This window comes from Vibrio salilacus (assembly GCF_002811245.1).
In the GTDB taxonomy this organism is placed as follows: Bacteria; Pseudomonadota; Gammaproteobacteria; order Enterobacterales; family Vibrionaceae; genus Vibrio; species Vibrio salilacus.
Genome location: NZ_NIVQ01000001.1, coordinates 217,911 through 231,868, shown reverse-complemented (window position 1 = coordinate 231,868; position 13,958 = coordinate 217,911). Strand labels below are relative to the sequence as shown.

Here is a 13,958-nt window from a genome sequence, read left to right as displayed (position 1 = left end):
ACACTTATTTAACAATTAATTACTGTCAAAAAAATCAATACGAAATTGATCAATCTGCTGTTGGTAATAGGCTTGCCATTGCGAATCATTCATCTGAGCGAAGGTTGTTATGCGTTGAGAACTTAATGAAACCTTAAGCTCAGAGAGCTGGCTCTGGTAGTCTATAACCTGTTGCTCTTGCGTAGCAACTTGCTGCTGGCGATCAAGAATATCGCTCACCTGCGTAGGCGTCAGATAGAGAGACGATAACTGCTCAACCACCTGCTGCCTTTGCGCTGACGCATAGCTTGATGGAAGCAAAGTGAGCGCTTTCTCAAACCTAGCAACATCGCTTGTAAGACTCAGCGTGGCCTCATTAGCTTGCCAGCGTTCAATAAGCTGTTGGTATTGGTGCACATACACCTCAGAAGGTTGTGATATAAGAGATTGCGCATCTAAAGAGAAATCGTAGAGTGTAAACTCGTCAGCCAGAACTCGGCTGGACTCTAGCCCCCACACCATTTCAGCGTGTCGCTTTACTTGTGCCACTTTTTCCGCCAGTGTCGCAAACTGATTGAGATCCATCGAGCCGATAGTGTATTGCCACTGCTGCTTTAACTCTGGGTAATTCGCCACTAAGTCATAGTCTTGATCAGACAGTGACGCTCTCAACTGTGACAATTGGGTTTGGCAATTTTGTTCACTTTGACACGTCAGCCAAAACGTCTCCAGTTGCTGCTGTAGTGCTCGTCCCTGTAACTCAGAAAGTGTCATAGATGAATCTGCCGTGTCTTGTGAGGTCACCTTTCGCTTTGATGGTACTTGCTTGAAAAGCACATTATGGTTTAACGCGACTTGAGTAGAATCAGCGCGATCCACATTGCTCTCGACTGACGGCAACGGGTTATCTGGCCCGAAGTCTAACCAACCAACAATGCTCGCCAAAAAGGCGAGCATTAAGATTAACAAGAGGCGAAACATTACTTAATCACCGCAGTAACAGGAAAATGATCCGATAGATTGTAGTGTGTCCACAAACGCTCATCGGTGGAACGTGGTACATCAACTCGATTGTCACTTGATGATGCCATCCGGTACTCATTACTAACCATCACGTAATCTAAATACTCAACGTTCTCGCCCCCTGACGTCACTTTTCCGGCAAAGTCGTTGATGCGTGGATCAAACGTTGAAGCGCTGTAGCCAGAGTAACTTGGCTCAATCGCGCTTAAGTTAGCGAGCATCTGTTGGTAATCGCTAGGGAACTTAAGTTTGTTCACGTTAAAGTCGCCGCTATACACTACGGTCTCGCCAGGCGGAATGTCGAGCGATTGAGCAAGTTGACGCATCTGTTTAAATTGGCGTTGACGATAATAACGCGCGGTATCGGTATCGTAAGACGCCGTATGAGTGGCAAAAACATGGTATGCCACTCCCTTTTTGATCACTTCTGCGTAATTCACGCCTTTGTCAGCAAAACAGTCAGTACCAGTACAGTCCGGGAAAACATATTGCGCTTGATTTACAATCGGGTAACGGCTGACAATCATCACGCCACCGTCGTAAATATTAAAGCCGTCTTTGTCGAGCATGCTTGTCTGATAAGGGTACTCTTTAGCTAACTCACGTAAAAAAGCTTCTCGTCCACTGGCAAACACCTCTTGCAGCACAAGCACGTCGTAGCCGTTGACATATTCAGGAATCAAATCAAAGCGATCTCCAATGTGTAGAGCAACCGCCGGAAGCGCCCAAATGTTATAAGTCATCATTTTTAGCGTGTTGGCATCTTGCTCAACCGGCTCATCTTTTTTTTGCGGCGTAATAGTGTAATGCAGGTCGTCATAGCGCGCCGTCTTCATCGATTTAAATGCAAGTTCTGCACGGCGTTCACCAAACGCTTGGCTAGTAAAGCGGTGGACGTTGCGATCATTGTGCAGCGAAAGAGCCACATCCGCCGCTGAGACACCATGCGCGAGTGTTGAATTGTACCAATGCCCTTTCATCACTTGCTGCAAAGTAACGCTTTCACCAATTGAGTTTGAAACCACCGTATTAAAACGGTAGATCTCACCCGACTTAACCCCTTCCCAGCGATTAAAACTCAACACCGGTTTGGTTTCCCAAGGGCCAAGGGTTTCTGTATGTTGCTGCCACTCTTCGCCATATTTGAGAATATCAGAACCTTCCTGACTAACTTGAATGACTAAGGGCTGTGCCGAGTTGTTGGTGAGGTAAACATCGGTATCAGCAAAAACTGCGTTTGCCATCAGAGAGACTAAAGCGATAGAACACTGCTTAAGATTCATTACGTTATCCTTGTTGGATTTTATTGGATGACTCGAATCTAGAGCATATGCCTTACGCCCATGTTATAAAAATGTGACAGTTGTTAAAAATGAATTTGATAGGTCAGAAACGTGAATTAGAAACAGAATTTATGCAACCAGTTGAATATTTTAGACCAGATTTGTGACATAAAGCCAAGCATTAATTATTTGGGTTATCGCTCATTGGATAACGTGGCACTGTTGAAAGCGTTAACTAGACGCAATGAAACACAAAATGCTTTGTTTGATTTTCGAGCGGGTAACCAAAGCAACATCCCACCTTGTGGATAACTGATCTTAAACGTATCTTGCAAGTAGATGATGAGATGATCAATCAAAATAGAGGAGGAACAATACAAGATAAGCATCTAACTCAGGAGCGATGCTTATCCACATTTGGCCCGATCATAAGCAACATTACGCACTACTTGGCAACCAAGTAGTGATGAAGCCTATCTTTCATTTCTGCTCGGTTGTGTTTCATCAACAACATTTCTTGGTCACTAATGGGCGAGTCACGCATCTCTAGTTTACGAATGTTTTTGTCGAGATCATTGTACTCCTTCATCAAACTATCAAAGTCATTATCACTTTTAGCCAATGTAATGATGGTCTGTTTGTATTCTGGAAACTCTTTTAAAAGTGAGTGGTCTTCACCAAGCATATCGGCACCTTCTTGTTACTGGACATTCGTGTTTGGACGTTTTTTAACCATAGCAATGAAGGCAGATTTTGAAAGCGATCTATCGCACTTACTGACATAAAATTTATGCAAGTTTGCAACGAATCTAAGGGGGTTCAATAAAAGTAATTGAAACCAGAAATGTTTTGTTCCCAAATCGGCGGAGTGCCTATGTATTGCTGCACCACATCAATAAACAAAGAGAGTTGGTTTACCAATGCCATATCAACGCCCTATTTTTGCGCACGCTGCCAATGCACTAACCACTTATCAAGATGGTTGGCGAATTGCTGACGATCGGCTTGACTGAGTGGTGCAGGGCCACCAGTTTGAATGCCGCTGCTGCGCATGGTGTCCATGAAATCACGGATATTAAGGCGAGATTTGATGTTCTCTTTAGTAAACATTTCTCCGCGAGAACTCAATGCGTGGCCACCTTTAGTAATCACTTCATCAGCTAATGGGATATCGCTTGTAATAACCAAATCTCCTGCCTGACAACGGCGAACAATTTCGTTATCAGCGACATCAAATCCTGACTCAACTTGCAGCATGATGATTTTGGCGAACGCTGGAGTACGGATAAATTGGTTAGCAACCAAGGCCACTTCAACCCCAGTACGCTCGGCGGCGCGAAACAAAATATCCCTTACCACAACGGGACACGCATCCGCATCAACCCATATTTTATTCAAACTCACTTCCTCTCTACTTCGATAAATTGCGGTCATTAGACCGCAATTTATCATCGTCGAACAGTGTTATTTGAATTTGACTGCGGTTCCACTGACACTCACCATCATCATGCTACCGCCACTGCCAATCACTTCGTAATCAATATCGATACCCACGATACCGTCAGCCCCTAGATCACGGGCACTCGCTTCCATCTCTTGAAAGGCAATTTCACGTGCACGGCCCATTTCACGCTCGTAAGAACCGGAGCGGCCGCCGACGACATCACGAATGGCGCCAAACATATCTTTAAAAATATTCGCACCGAGAATCGCCTCACCGACCACGACCCCTAAGTAATCTTGGACCGGTCGCCCTTCAACGACAGAAGTGGTTGTTTTAATCATAGTGAACTCCTTATTTAACTCGCATTAAGCGGTGTTTTACGTGCATCAATTCGAATTCTTTGACTTGCGAGCATCGCATTGCTTCAACTTGAACAAGCATTGCCGGCGAATACCCTTTGCGTTTCATCCACTGAAAAGGTTCGCTGAAACTGTCTTCGTTGACGACAAAGGACTCCCCCTTACCTTCGCCACTAAAGACATTGACCACCCACACTCTGGATTGGAAATCGAGTACTTCGAGTAAGCTGGCTTTCATCTTGTCGAACATCTTCATTGCTAACTGGTCAACAGCCATACACCGACTCCCATCATTAACGACCCCGCAATTCGATTCATTAGCCGAACGTTTTGCGCTTGCCCCAATAGACGCTTAAGCCCCTTCCCCCCTGTTGCATACAGTGTCATACAGATAAACTCGAACAGCAAAATGATCGAAACAAGTACCATCAGTTGAGGCGCTAAATCGCTGCTTTGATCAATAAAAGGCGGCAATAATGAAATCATAAATGCCCACCCTTTCGGATTCGCGATCGCCGTAACAAAACCCTGCACCACTAAATCCCAGTCGCTGTGTGAGACTTGGGTTTGATCTTCTAAATTGATCGCCAGTTTGCCCCTTGAGCGCCACATTTGTACACCAAGGTAAAATAAGTAACCGCCACCAATAAACTTAAGGGCCACAAATAACCATGGATAATTGAGCATCACGGCGGCAATGCCAAGTACAGCAGCGACAGCCACCAAACCGACACCGACCAACTCACCGGCCATCATCCATAGAGCACGGCGATAACCGATGCTCATGCCTAAGGTCAGTGCAAGCGTCATACACATGCCCGGAGTGATCGAGACAAAAAAGAAGGTTGGAATAAACATTCCCAGTAAAGCGGTATTCATAACTTGTCTTATTGTGAGTATTTGTCTCTAACATAATCGAATGTTTTAACAAAACCAATCCACTTATTGAGTTGTTTAGTGGTAACACTGAATAGTCAGTGATTATATATGCACTTATTTGTGTCATACATTATAATGTGCACTTAGTTTCTCATGTAATAAGAAACGTAAAAGTTTTAATAATCAGCATTTACAATGTTAAGAAATACAATATTTAGATGCAAAAACCACCAAATATGGTTAATAGAGTGTTAAACGCTACAAAAACAGCGTGACAAGGGTCACATATGAACGCGTTGTTGATGAATTTGCTTTCTGATTTTCTACTTCGCCTGCTAACCTCCTGCTCGCCTTGAATTGAACTCAAGGTGCATAACTATAAGGAGTGTTCACTATGAATACCAAGAAACCCAATTCGCTAACTACCCGTGTCATTATCGGTATGGTAGCAGGTATCTTGACAGGCTTTGCGATTCGCAGCCTATTTGCAGACAACGGATTTGTCGATGCATATATCGTAAATGGATTGTTCGAAGTTGGCGGAAAAGTTTTCGTCGCAAGTTTAAAAATGCTTGTTGTTCCTCTTGTGTTTGTGTCGCTGGTTTGTGGTACAAGCTCACTGAAAGATCTCTCAACACTCGGCCGAATGGGCGGTAAAACACTAGGCTTCTACATAGCAACTACCGCTATTGCGATTACACTAGCACTGACGATGGGACACGTATTCCAACCTGGTGCTGGCGCAGACCTCACTGCCGCAAGTTCATTCTCATCGGCTAATGCACCGTCACTGGGTCAGGTCATTATCGACATGTTCCCAACTAACCCAATCAATGCGATGGCTGAAGGGAAAACATTACAAGTGATTGTGTTCGCCGTACTGTTTGGTATTGCGATTAGCGCCGCAGGAAAACCTGGCGAGCGCATTGCCTCTTTCTTCTCAGATCTAAACGAAGTGATCATGAAGTTAGTCGCGATTCTAATGCACCTAGCACCTTACGGTGTCTTCTTCTTAATGGCAAAACTGTTTACTGGCCTCGGCTTGGATGCCATCTTCAATCTGGCAGAATACTTCTTGGTGCTCGCGGGAACACTGGTACTACACGGTTTGGTGACCTACAGCCTAATGCTAAAAGGCTTTACTGGTTTAAGTCCAATCACCTTCTTGAAGAAGATGGAAGATGCAGTGATGTTCGCTTTTTCGACTGCCTCTTCTAACGCGACGATTCCAGTGACGATGGAAACGGCGAAGAACCGCATGGGTGTTGAAAACCGTGTCGCTTCGTTCACTGTTCCATTAGGTGCGACAGTCAATATGGACGGTACTGCGATCATGCAAGGTGTCGCAACCGCATTTATCGCGCAAGCGTTTAACATTGATTTGACCATGAGCGATTACCTAATGGTGATCATGACTGCAACCCTCGCTTCTATTGGTACAGCAGGTGTCCCAGGAGTTGGTTTAGTTATGCTTGCCATGGTACTCAACCAAGTGGGTCTGCCACTGGAAGGTATTGCTCTTATCATGGGTGTTGACCGTCTATTGGATATGATTCGTACCGCTGTCAACATTACTGGCGACAGCGCAGTCACTGTCATTGTTGCCAAGTCCGAAGGTGCCCTAGATGAAGCGCGCTTTAATGACCCGATGGCGGGAGTGAAGGAAGAAGAAGTGTATTTGAAACGTTCTGAGGCCTAAATTTCACTATCTTAAGCCAAACCCGAGAAAAACTTTCTCGGGTTTGTTTTTTCTACTCAATGGCTTTACTTATCCGCACAGATGTTTTTGTCTAATCATTACGCATATTTAATGCACACCGCCATTAATTAATTATCTGAATTTGAAACAGATCCAACCTAACTCACACATAACATACGGTTTCAGCTCTAAAATAGTCACAGCATAATAACAACTCACTTTCAAAGGAGTGAACGTATGAAACTGCAGTGGCCCCTTTTTGTTGCCCTTTTACTATTATTGCCATTTTCAACTCTCGCGGCGTCCTCTACTAGCCAAGTCTTGCCTCTGACACAATCAACCACAGGTTATGCGGCGTTAATCATCTTTGCTATCGCTTATAGCTTAGTGATGCTCGAAGAGTACTTACAACTGAAGAAATCCAAACCAGTGCTACTGGCCGCAGGTTTAATTTGGGCAATGATTGGTTATGTTTATTCACAACATGGCCAAATTGAAGTCGCCCAAGTTGCGCTCGAGCATAACTTGCTCGAATACGCAGAGTTACTGCTGTTTTTGCTGGTGGCGATGACTTATATCAACGCGATGGAAGAGCGACGTTTATTTGATGCATTGCAAGCGTGGATGGTTGGAAAAGGTTTTAACTTCAAAAGCTTATTTTGGATAACAGGCATCTTAGCCTTCTTTATTTCCCCGATTGCTGACAACCTTACGACTGCCCTGTTAATGTGCGCCGTAGTGATGAAAGTAGCGGGGGATAATACTAAGTTTATCAATCTTGCCTGTATTAATATTGTCATTGCGGCTAATGCAGGAGGTGCCTTCAGTCCCTTTGGTGACATTACCACGCTAATGGTATGGCAAGCGGGTCACGTCTCTTTTTCCGAGTTTATGCCGTTATTTATCCCATCGGTATTCAACTATTTAGTTCCTGCAATAATCATGTCGTTGTTTATTCCCAGCACCAAACCTGACGTCGTCCACCAGCATGTCGAGCTCAAACGGGGTGCCAGACGTATTGTCGGCTTGTTCATTCTTACCATTGCCACTGCGGTCGCTTTCCACGCAGTGGTGCATTTCCCTCCGGTCATAGGAATGATGATGGGTTTGGCTTACTTACAGTTCTTCGGTTATTTTTTGCGTAAAACACTCAAAACGTCATTACACAAAAAAGCCGCCAAAGCGATTGAGAACCGAGATGACTTCGCTCTAAAACGCTTGGGTTCAGTCGTGCCATTTGATGTATTTAGACGAGTCTCTCATGCCGAGTGGGATACGTTGCTGTTTTTCTACGGCGTCGTCATGTGCGTCGGCGGATTAAGTTTGCTTGGCTACCTCGGGCTTATTTCTGAGGTGATGTATACACAGTGGGATCCCATCTGGGCCAATGTGATGGTCGGGATCCTGTCTGCGATTGTCGACAACATCCCGGTGATGTTCGCGGTATTAACCATGAATCCCTCAATGGACATGGGTAACTGGCTTCTAGTGACTTTAAGCGCGGGTGTCGGGGGAAGTTTACTGTCTGTTGGCTCTGCTGCGGGTGTTGCTTTAATGGGGGCGGCGCACGGAAAATATACTTTCTTTGGTCACTTAAAATGGACACCAGTGATCGCTATCGGGTACGCAGTTAGCATTGCCGTGCATCTGATGTTGAACGGGGCTCTATTTACCTAAACAAAAACGATGACTTAAAAGCTGATGACATAGAAAGAACTATGGCGAAGGCGTGAAATCACGCTTTTGCCAAGTGCTGGCAAGCTGATATTTGGCGCACACACTGCAAGTCAGTAGTTCATTATTCCCATGAATACGCATCACGATGTTTTCACGTTTCTCTTTAGAACTGTTGCGCATTTGAATAGTTAAAAAGTTGTCATTGACCTCAAAAGGCTTAATAATATCAATCCCTTGTTCCTTGATAATGGTAACCTGAGCATTGTTAAACTCTAGACGATCGTCATTGTAGAGGTTGTCATAGACGCCGACAAAAGAATACGTCTCACGGTTAAACAGGCGCTCGGCTTCTTCTTCTGAGCAGCCACTAACAGCGATCACGACACTGCAAAAAGTTATCATTGCGATCAAACGCGATTTTATCATTCGATTACTCCGTTTTTTCAAGAGCGAGTAACTGCGCTTTTCGCTCTACGCCTCCAGCGTATCCGGTTAGTTTACCATTTTTACCAATCACTCGGTGGCAAGGAACGATGATTGAAACAGGGTTTTTACCATTGGCTAACCCTACCGCTCGCACCGCTTTAGGGTTACCAATTGCATCAGCAAGATCTTGGTAACTCCAAGTTTGACCATAAGGAATCGTGGTTAGCGCTTGCCAAACTTGTTGCTGGAAAGGCGTTCCTACAGCCGCTATAAATAGATTAAAGTGTCGACGTTGTCCTGTAAAGTACTCTTGTAGCTGTTGAATTGCTTGATTAAGAATAGGGTGATCCTCACTGTACTCTCCTAAGCAATCAGGTTGCGTCGTCTGAGTTTCAAACCAAACCCCTAACAGTCCTTGAGCATTGGCTTGAAGGGTCACTTTACCCAGTGACGATATGTAATACGTGTAATAGGTCATGCGTGACTCCAGCAATGAAATGTTGCGTAACTGCCCCAAGGTGCGACAGATAACGAAGAAAGATGGGAAAACTGTTGCAGCGTTTTTTTCACGACTAAATCGCCCTCTAAGAAACAGTTTGGCTCACTCAACCCGCGTAATTTTGCGTAATTAACTGTCCACGGGCCGATTCCCTTCAGCGCCAACCAATCGCTCGGATCCGCATCAGGTTGTGTGACAACGAAATCGGCAAAACGGGCTAAGGCCTGCTTGCGACTATGAGGCATTCGCAAAAAGGATAAATCACCATTCGCCACTTCAAGCGGGGTAGGAAAATGGCTGACGTGATCAGGTTGTAATGTTTCGACGAATAAGTTGAGTTGACCAATTGCCGCTTTGATTGACACTTGCTGTCCTAGGATCGCGCGTACTCCCGCTTCCCACGAATTCCAAACACCGGGAATACGAATACCAGATCGCTTAACCAGACTCGGCTCCAGTCTGCGTAAATGTTGTTCTATCACCGCAACATCTGTGTCTAAATCGAACATGCGCCGCAGCCGATTAACTAACTCTCTAAGCTGGGATATATCATCGAGCTGAAATTCCACCCGCATTATGCCCGGCTTAGCGTGACCAATAGAAAACCAAGCTTGTTGACCGTTGAGCTCTACATAGCGCTGGTAGTGCGTTTCACTGACTGTTTCTAGCCCGCGAATAGCCCGAAGACGATAAAAATCCAGCATATGTTGCCAGTCAAGTGCCCCACGGTATGCTAAATCGACAAAGTTGGTTTGGACATCATCAGGCGTGTTTTTACGCACCTGTGATGGAGAGAGCTTAATCACTTTCTTAAACGCATCATTAAAGCGGCGTAGACTGTTAAAACCGCTCGCTAATGCAATATCAGTGATCGACAGCTGGCTATTGTGGAGCAACTGTTTGGCAAACATCAATTGATAGTAAAGAGCGTATTGCTTGGGTGACATTCCTAAATAATGGGCAAACAGTTTGCGTAGATAGCGATCCGAAATACCTAAACGCAAGCAAAGCTGCTCAAGAGTACTGGTCTGTAATTCCCCTTGCTCAATCATACGTACTGCGCGTTGGAACGTCACTTCGACACCTTTCCACGCCCACGAGTTCGGCGCGCTATCAGGGCGACAACGCAAGCAAGGTCGATAACCCGCTTGAAGAGCTTGCGCTTTGTCATAGAAATACTCTACGTTTTGCTCTTTTGGCAAATTAGCCGGACAAATCGGTCGACAAAAAATACCGGTGGTCTTGACCGCGACATAAAATCGGCCATCAAAACGACTATCACGTGCCATTCGCGCAATATGGCAATCTTTTTGCGACAATTTAGCAAATCCGTGGTTCATGCTTTTTCCAATACTCTTCAAGGCGTTATTTGAAGTCTAATTTCTCTGACACTAATTACTAGCCATTTTCGGAACTAAATCGTAGTTGCCAAGTGTGATGCTTGTTCTAAAGTTAGCAATGCAGATTAAAAATAATAAGGAAGTTGGCTATGAACCTGCACTCTTGCACTATTGTGCTTAAAGATGACCTCACTATGACGTGTAATAATGTTGAACAAACACTCAGCATTATTGATCAACATGGTTCGGCAAATATCGACAGAATTTTAATTGATGCCTTCGACGGCTCAGCAGTCCGGTCTTATCACCAGTTATCCATTGAGGAGTCGATAGAAAGTTTGATGAACCTCTAACGCTAAGGAAGCAACTCTACTCGAGTTGCTTCCTGTTGCCGTACCCGTCATTACTGATGCTTATTCGAAGCAAATCAGTACTCATTCGAAAAACTTGAACATTACGCTCGAAATCTGCCGATTCTCACCGACGCGGCTGTCCCTTATAGTGTTTGCAACATAAACGAATAGGTTTGCATGCAGCAAACCAATCAGTGAGGCAGTATTATGAAGAACACTCTTGTCCTAAAATCAAGCATCCTTGGCCCACATTCTCAATCAACACTATTGATTGATCAGGTTCTAGAAGGAAAAAACGGCATTATTGAACGCGACCTAGCGGAGAACTCGCTGCCGGTATTGGATAGGGATGTAGCGACCGCATTGCGTGGTGGCGAAAACCTCAGCAACGAGCAAAAAGCAATTCTAGCCCTGTCTGATCAGTTGATTGATGAACTTAAAGCGGTCGATCAAGTGGTGATTGGCGCGCCAATGTATAACTTTATGGTCCCAACTCAGTTGAAAAACTGGTTCGATATGATTGCCCGTGCTGGCGTAACCTTTACTTACACCGAAAATGGCCCTGTCGGTCTGATTGAGAATAAGAAAGTGATCGTGGTCACCACCCGTGGTGGTCTACACAAAGACTCGCCGCGCAACTCCATCGAGAGCTACCTAACCACAATGCTGGGCTTTATCGGCCTTACGGATGTTGAATTTGTTTACGCTGAGGCGCTAAACATGGGTGATGAGCCAGCTCAAGCCGCTCGTGAGAAAGCCGCCAAACAACTCAAAGACTTGGTTTAAGATCCAAGATGAACAAGCCTCACTGCTGTGAGGCTGGTTATATTGTTACATTCAAAATAGGCAAATTAGGTAAGGTTGATGACTCTTTACTGACTCAATCAGCCATTTGCTGAAAGCTGAACCCGCTGACAGGATCGATCGTTTTCGCCATCTCTTCTACTTGTCTAATCGCCTCAATCGATGTACTGGCCTTACGATAGCTCAAGTAGATTGGGCGACACCATGCTGGCACTTCACTCACTTCATATAACTGACCACTGACGATAAATGGTTCGACTAACGGCGTAGGTAAGTAAGCACTCCCTCCTTTTTCAAGAATGAAATCCAAAGCGATACGTGCATTTGAAGTACGCAGATAAGGCGCTGGAACCTTAGCGTGACGCTCTGCATGCTCTGAGGCAAATTTAGTTCCCCAGTCCACATAAACATACTTGCCTGTAAATACTGATTCTAAGCAGTCCGGCTTGGTCGAAACCAAAGTTAACACCACATCGGCGACCTTTTTACAGTACAGTTCGTCGGCTTTGATTTGATCAAACGCAAATGCCATATCTAAAGTGCGCTCTTGCAAATTACGCGTCAGCGCCTCTCGGCCCATAATTTCAGCGATAAAACCATAGCCATCGAACTCATCGGTGACTAAAGATAAACAGTTTTGCAGATACGCATCCCACACATTAGGGGTGCCACCGAGTGTCAGTTGCAATCCTTTACCATTTTCAAGAGAAAGCTCCATTTTTGCCTGCTGAAGAGTGCTCACCATCACTTCAGCATAACTGATCAAACGCTCTCCTGATGAGGTCAACTTAATGTTATTGCGATCACGAATAAACAGTTGAGTATCGAAGTAGCTCTCTAGTTGCTTGATACGCGCGCTAACGGCCGCCTGAGTGATATATAGGTTCTCGGCCGCTTTGCCAAAATGTCTGACCTGAGCCAGTTCTAGAAAGGTTCTGAAGACTTTTACGTCCATGGCTTTTCCTCTGCCAGTAAGCTTTCGAAAAGTAGCAAATTGAGTAATTTTTTTAATCTTAAATTCACCAACGTGTTATATAAAATCAATAAATTTATTCAATAGTGAAGATAGAAATTTTTTGTTTTTCTTTTGGTAAATTTACGCCTAACTTTCGATCTAGATTAACCACGTAGGCATACAGAGGCTACCGAAATGTCAGACACCCAATTCCGTCATGGCAAAAAACGTTTTTACGACAACACTAAATTTCCACGCGGTTTCGCCAAATCAGGTGATTTTACGCTTGGAGAGGAAGAAATACTAACCCTTTATGGTGATACCATGCTCGGCTTAGAGTCTGGAGAGTTAGCCCCTGAAAACGCGGAAGAAAAACATTTTGTAAAAGCGTTATCTAACCCGGGTAAAGCCAAATCTAAGCTTGAGCGAGTCTGGCTAAAATACACCCAACTCGCACGTGGACGAAAACGTTTCCACACTCTGAACGGTCGTAGTAAACCAGACGTCCTTGGTGAAGATTACTCAGAAGATGAGAATTTAGTAGCAGAAGTTTAAGTAAAAAGCCCCAAACACCTGAGTGGTTGGGGCTTTTTCTCGTTTGGGTTACTTGGTTTAAGCGTTACTTTTTTGATCACATTACTTGCTTTGATCAAAGCTACTTGGCCAACGTCGCGACCTTTTTCAAAAAGCTCTCTTTTTGGTGCTCTTGGTCGTAGTCAAGATGGTAAGTATTGTGAAAACCGATTTTTAACTCAACACCGTTACCACGCATATAAACGGTATAGCCATCATAATCGGTAAAGGCTTCGATTCCTTGATAGATTCTCCCTAGAGCTGTCGGGGTGCCATTCGACATCACAGTTTCGTAAGCTTGCAGAATTTTACCTGGATCAAGTTGATTTTTCATCCGTCACCTACCTTAGTTCTCTAGAAAAGTATGAGCAAAAAAGGCCATTTCGCCAACATAAACCCTTGAGTTAACCCAAACACTAACCACTTAGATTACATCACTGGCACAAGCCGTCACCTAGAGATGACGTATCTGATGAGCAATAACTTTACTTTCGGTGGTATTAATACATCAACTATTTTTGCCAAACCTTAGCGATTACAGCCCCGTAGGAGGTATTTAAACAGCCAAATGCAAAATAATTTAAAAAATGTTTAAATAAAGCTTTACACCCCACGCCCAAAAGGTATTATGTACGTGCTCTGCAGAACAGGGTTATTAGTGAAAC

The 13,958-nt window shown here is 44.5% G+C and carries 17 protein-coding genes; 5 read left to right on the top strand and 12 right to left on the bottom strand.

Features of this window, described 5'->3' with window-relative positions:
• Positions 1-15: 15 nt before the first annotated feature.
• From CDZ87_RS01035 to CDZ87_RS01005, 7 genes are all read right to left on the bottom strand, one after another.
• Positions 16-960, bottom strand: a complete 945-nt coding sequence (locus CDZ87_RS01035) for a chromosome partitioning protein ParA (protein ID WP_100751768.1) — start codon at positions 958-960, stop codon at positions 16-18.
• Positions 960-2,285 carry a sphingomyelin phosphodiesterase gene (locus CDZ87_RS01030; RefSeq protein WP_100751767.1) on the bottom strand — a complete coding sequence of 442 codons (1,326 nt, stop codon included), beginning with the start codon at positions 2,283-2,285 and terminating at the stop codon, positions 960-962. Before CDZ87_RS01030 ends, CDZ87_RS01035 begins: the two co-directional genes overlap by 1 nt.
• 445 nt (positions 2,286-2,730) lie before the next feature.
• Positions 2,731-2,970, bottom strand: a complete 240-nt coding sequence (locus CDZ87_RS01025; protein WP_100751766.1) for an HP1242/YdcH family protein — start codon at positions 2,968-2,970, stop codon at positions 2,731-2,733.
• A gap of 251 nt (positions 2,971-3,221) precedes the next feature.
• A complete protein-coding gene (locus CDZ87_RS01020) occupies positions 3,222-3,683 on the bottom strand; it encodes a YaiI/YqxD family protein (protein WP_245834616.1) in 462 nt (153 codons plus the stop codon).
• A 66-nt stretch (positions 3,684-3,749) separates the two neighbouring features.
• Complete coding sequence (locus CDZ87_RS01015) at positions 3,750-4,070, bottom strand: heavy metal-binding domain-containing protein (RefSeq protein WP_038173260.1); 321 nt, start codon at positions 4,068-4,070, stop codon at positions 3,750-3,752.
• A gap of 10 nt (positions 4,071-4,080) precedes the next feature.
• Positions 4,081-4,344 (bottom strand): hypothetical protein, encoded by a 264-nt coding sequence (locus tag CDZ87_RS01010; protein ID WP_038173572.1) that lies wholly within the window; start codon positions 4,342-4,344, stop codon positions 4,081-4,083.
• A gap of 2 nt (positions 4,345-4,346) precedes the next feature.
• Positions 4,347-4,967 carry a LysE family translocator gene (locus CDZ87_RS01005; RefSeq protein ID WP_100751764.1) on the bottom strand — a complete coding sequence of 207 codons (621 nt, stop codon included), beginning with the start codon at positions 4,965-4,967 and terminating at the stop codon, positions 4,347-4,349.
• 394 nt (positions 4,968-5,361) lie between these two features.
• On the opposite strand from CDZ87_RS01005, the gene CDZ87_RS01000 reads away from it, so the two are divergent.
• Together CDZ87_RS01000 and nhaD are read left to right on the top strand one after the other, a co-directional pair.
• Entirely contained in the window at positions 5,362-6,666 is a 1,305-nt protein-coding gene (locus tag CDZ87_RS01000; RefSeq protein ID WP_100751763.1) for a dicarboxylate/amino acid:cation symporter, read from the top strand.
• Positions 6,667-6,903: 237 nt separating this feature from the next.
• A complete protein-coding gene (gene nhaD, locus CDZ87_RS00995; RefSeq protein WP_100751762.1) occupies positions 6,904-8,343 on the top strand; it encodes a sodium:proton antiporter NhaD in 1,440 nt (479 codons plus the stop codon).
• 39 nt (positions 8,344-8,382) lie between these two features.
• Here the strand turns inward: nhaD and CDZ87_RS00990 are convergent, their stop codons facing one another.
• Genes CDZ87_RS00990 through CDZ87_RS00980 form a run of 3 tightly spaced genes read right to left on the bottom strand, consistent with a single transcriptional unit; the run spans position 8,383 to position 10,608 of the window.
• Complete coding sequence (locus CDZ87_RS00990; RefSeq protein ID WP_100751761.1) at positions 8,383-8,769, bottom strand: hypothetical protein; 387 nt, start codon at positions 8,767-8,769, stop codon at positions 8,383-8,385.
• A 4-nt stretch (positions 8,770-8,773) separates the two neighbouring features.
• Positions 8,774-9,247: a methylated-DNA--[protein]-cysteine S-methyltransferase gene (locus CDZ87_RS00985; protein WP_100751760.1), complete on the bottom strand. Its 474-nt coding sequence runs from the start codon at positions 9,245-9,247 to the stop codon at positions 8,774-8,776.
• A complete protein-coding gene (locus CDZ87_RS00980; protein WP_245834614.1) occupies positions 9,244-10,608 on the bottom strand; it encodes a DNA-3-methyladenine glycosylase 2 family protein in 1,365 nt (454 codons plus the stop codon). The genes CDZ87_RS00985 and CDZ87_RS00980 overlap by 4 nt, the downstream gene beginning before the upstream one ends.
• 149 nt (positions 10,609-10,757) lie before the next feature.
• On the opposite strand from CDZ87_RS00980, the gene CDZ87_RS00975 reads away from it, so the two are divergent.
• Positions 10,758-10,961 carry a hypothetical protein gene (locus CDZ87_RS00975; protein ID WP_038173270.1) on the top strand — a complete coding sequence of 68 codons (204 nt, stop codon included), beginning with the start codon at positions 10,758-10,760 and terminating at the stop codon, positions 10,959-10,961.
• A gap of 207 nt (positions 10,962-11,168) precedes the next feature.
• The gene (locus CDZ87_RS00970) at positions 11,169-11,747 is read left to right on the top strand and encodes an FMN-dependent NADH-azoreductase (RefSeq protein ID WP_100751759.1); all 579 of its coding nucleotides are present in this window, start codon (positions 11,169-11,171) and stop codon (positions 11,745-11,747) included.
• A 94-nt stretch (positions 11,748-11,841) separates the two neighbouring features.
• Here the strand turns inward: CDZ87_RS00970 and CDZ87_RS00965 are convergent, their stop codons facing one another.
• Positions 11,842-12,720, bottom strand: a complete 879-nt coding sequence (locus CDZ87_RS00965) for a LysR family transcriptional regulator (protein ID WP_100751758.1) — start codon at positions 12,718-12,720, stop codon at positions 11,842-11,844.
• A gap of 195 nt (positions 12,721-12,915) precedes the next feature.
• On the opposite strand from CDZ87_RS00965, the gene CDZ87_RS00960 reads away from it, so the two are divergent.
• Complete coding sequence (locus CDZ87_RS00960) at positions 12,916-13,275, top strand: MaoP family protein (RefSeq protein WP_100751757.1); 360 nt, start codon at positions 12,916-12,918, stop codon at positions 13,273-13,275.
• 100 nt (positions 13,276-13,375) lie between these two features.
• Here the strand turns inward: CDZ87_RS00960 and CDZ87_RS00955 are convergent, their stop codons facing one another.
• Entirely contained in the window at positions 13,376-13,627 is a 252-nt protein-coding gene (locus CDZ87_RS00955) for a DUF3081 domain-containing protein (RefSeq protein WP_100751756.1), read from the bottom strand.
• Positions 13,628-13,958 lie beyond the last annotated feature (331 nt).

Excerpts from the sequence above, each read along its gene's own strand:
- CDZ87_RS01035 (WP_100751768.1), bottom strand. The coding sequence starts at position 960 with ATGTTTCGCCTCTTGTTAATCTTAATGCTCGCCTTTTTGGCGAGCATT.
- CDZ87_RS01030 (WP_100751767.1), bottom strand. The coding sequence starts at position 2,285 with ATGAATCTTAAGCAGTGTTCTATCGCTTTAGTCTCTCTGATGGCAAAC.
- CDZ87_RS01025 (WP_100751766.1), bottom strand. The coding sequence starts at position 2,970 with ATGCTTGGTGAAGACCACTCACTTTTAAAAGAGTTTCCAGAATACAAA.
- CDZ87_RS01015 (WP_038173260.1), bottom strand. The coding sequence starts at position 4,070 with ATGATTAAAACAACCACTTCTGTCGTTGAAGGGCGACCGGTCCAAGAT.
- CDZ87_RS01010 (WP_038173572.1), bottom strand. The coding sequence starts at position 4,344 with ATGAAGATGTTCGACAAGATGAAAGCCAGCTTACTCGAAGTACTCGAT.
- CDZ87_RS01005 (WP_100751764.1), bottom strand. The coding sequence starts at position 4,967 with ATGAATACCGCTTTACTGGGAATGTTTATTCCAACCTTCTTTTTTGTC.
- CDZ87_RS01000 (WP_100751763.1), top strand. The coding sequence starts at position 5,362 with ATGAATACCAAGAAACCCAATTCGCTAACTACCCGTGTCATTATCGGT.
- nhaD (WP_100751762.1), top strand. The coding sequence starts at position 6,904 with ATGAAACTGCAGTGGCCCCTTTTTGTTGCCCTTTTACTATTATTGCCA.
- CDZ87_RS00990 (WP_100751761.1), bottom strand. The coding sequence starts at position 8,769 with ATGATAAAATCGCGTTTGATCGCAATGATAACTTTTTGCAGTGTCGTG.
- CDZ87_RS00985 (WP_100751760.1), bottom strand. The coding sequence starts at position 9,247 with ATGACCTATTACACGTATTACATATCGTCACTGGGTAAAGTGACCCTT.
- CDZ87_RS00980 (WP_245834614.1), bottom strand. The coding sequence starts at position 10,608 with ATGAACCACGGATTTGCTAAATTGTCGCAAAAAGATTGCCATATTGCG.
- CDZ87_RS00975 (WP_038173270.1), top strand. The coding sequence starts at position 10,758 with ATGAACCTGCACTCTTGCACTATTGTGCTTAAAGATGACCTCACTATG.
- CDZ87_RS00970 (WP_100751759.1), top strand. The coding sequence starts at position 11,169 with ATGAAGAACACTCTTGTCCTAAAATCAAGCATCCTTGGCCCACATTCT.
- CDZ87_RS00965 (WP_100751758.1), bottom strand. The coding sequence starts at position 12,720 with ATGGACGTAAAAGTCTTCAGAACCTTTCTAGAACTGGCTCAGGTCAGA.
- CDZ87_RS00960 (WP_100751757.1), top strand. The coding sequence starts at position 12,916 with ATGTCAGACACCCAATTCCGTCATGGCAAAAAACGTTTTTACGACAAC.
- CDZ87_RS00955 (WP_100751756.1), bottom strand. The coding sequence starts at position 13,627 with ATGAAAAATCAACTTGATCCAGGTAAAATTCTGCAAGCTTACGAAACT.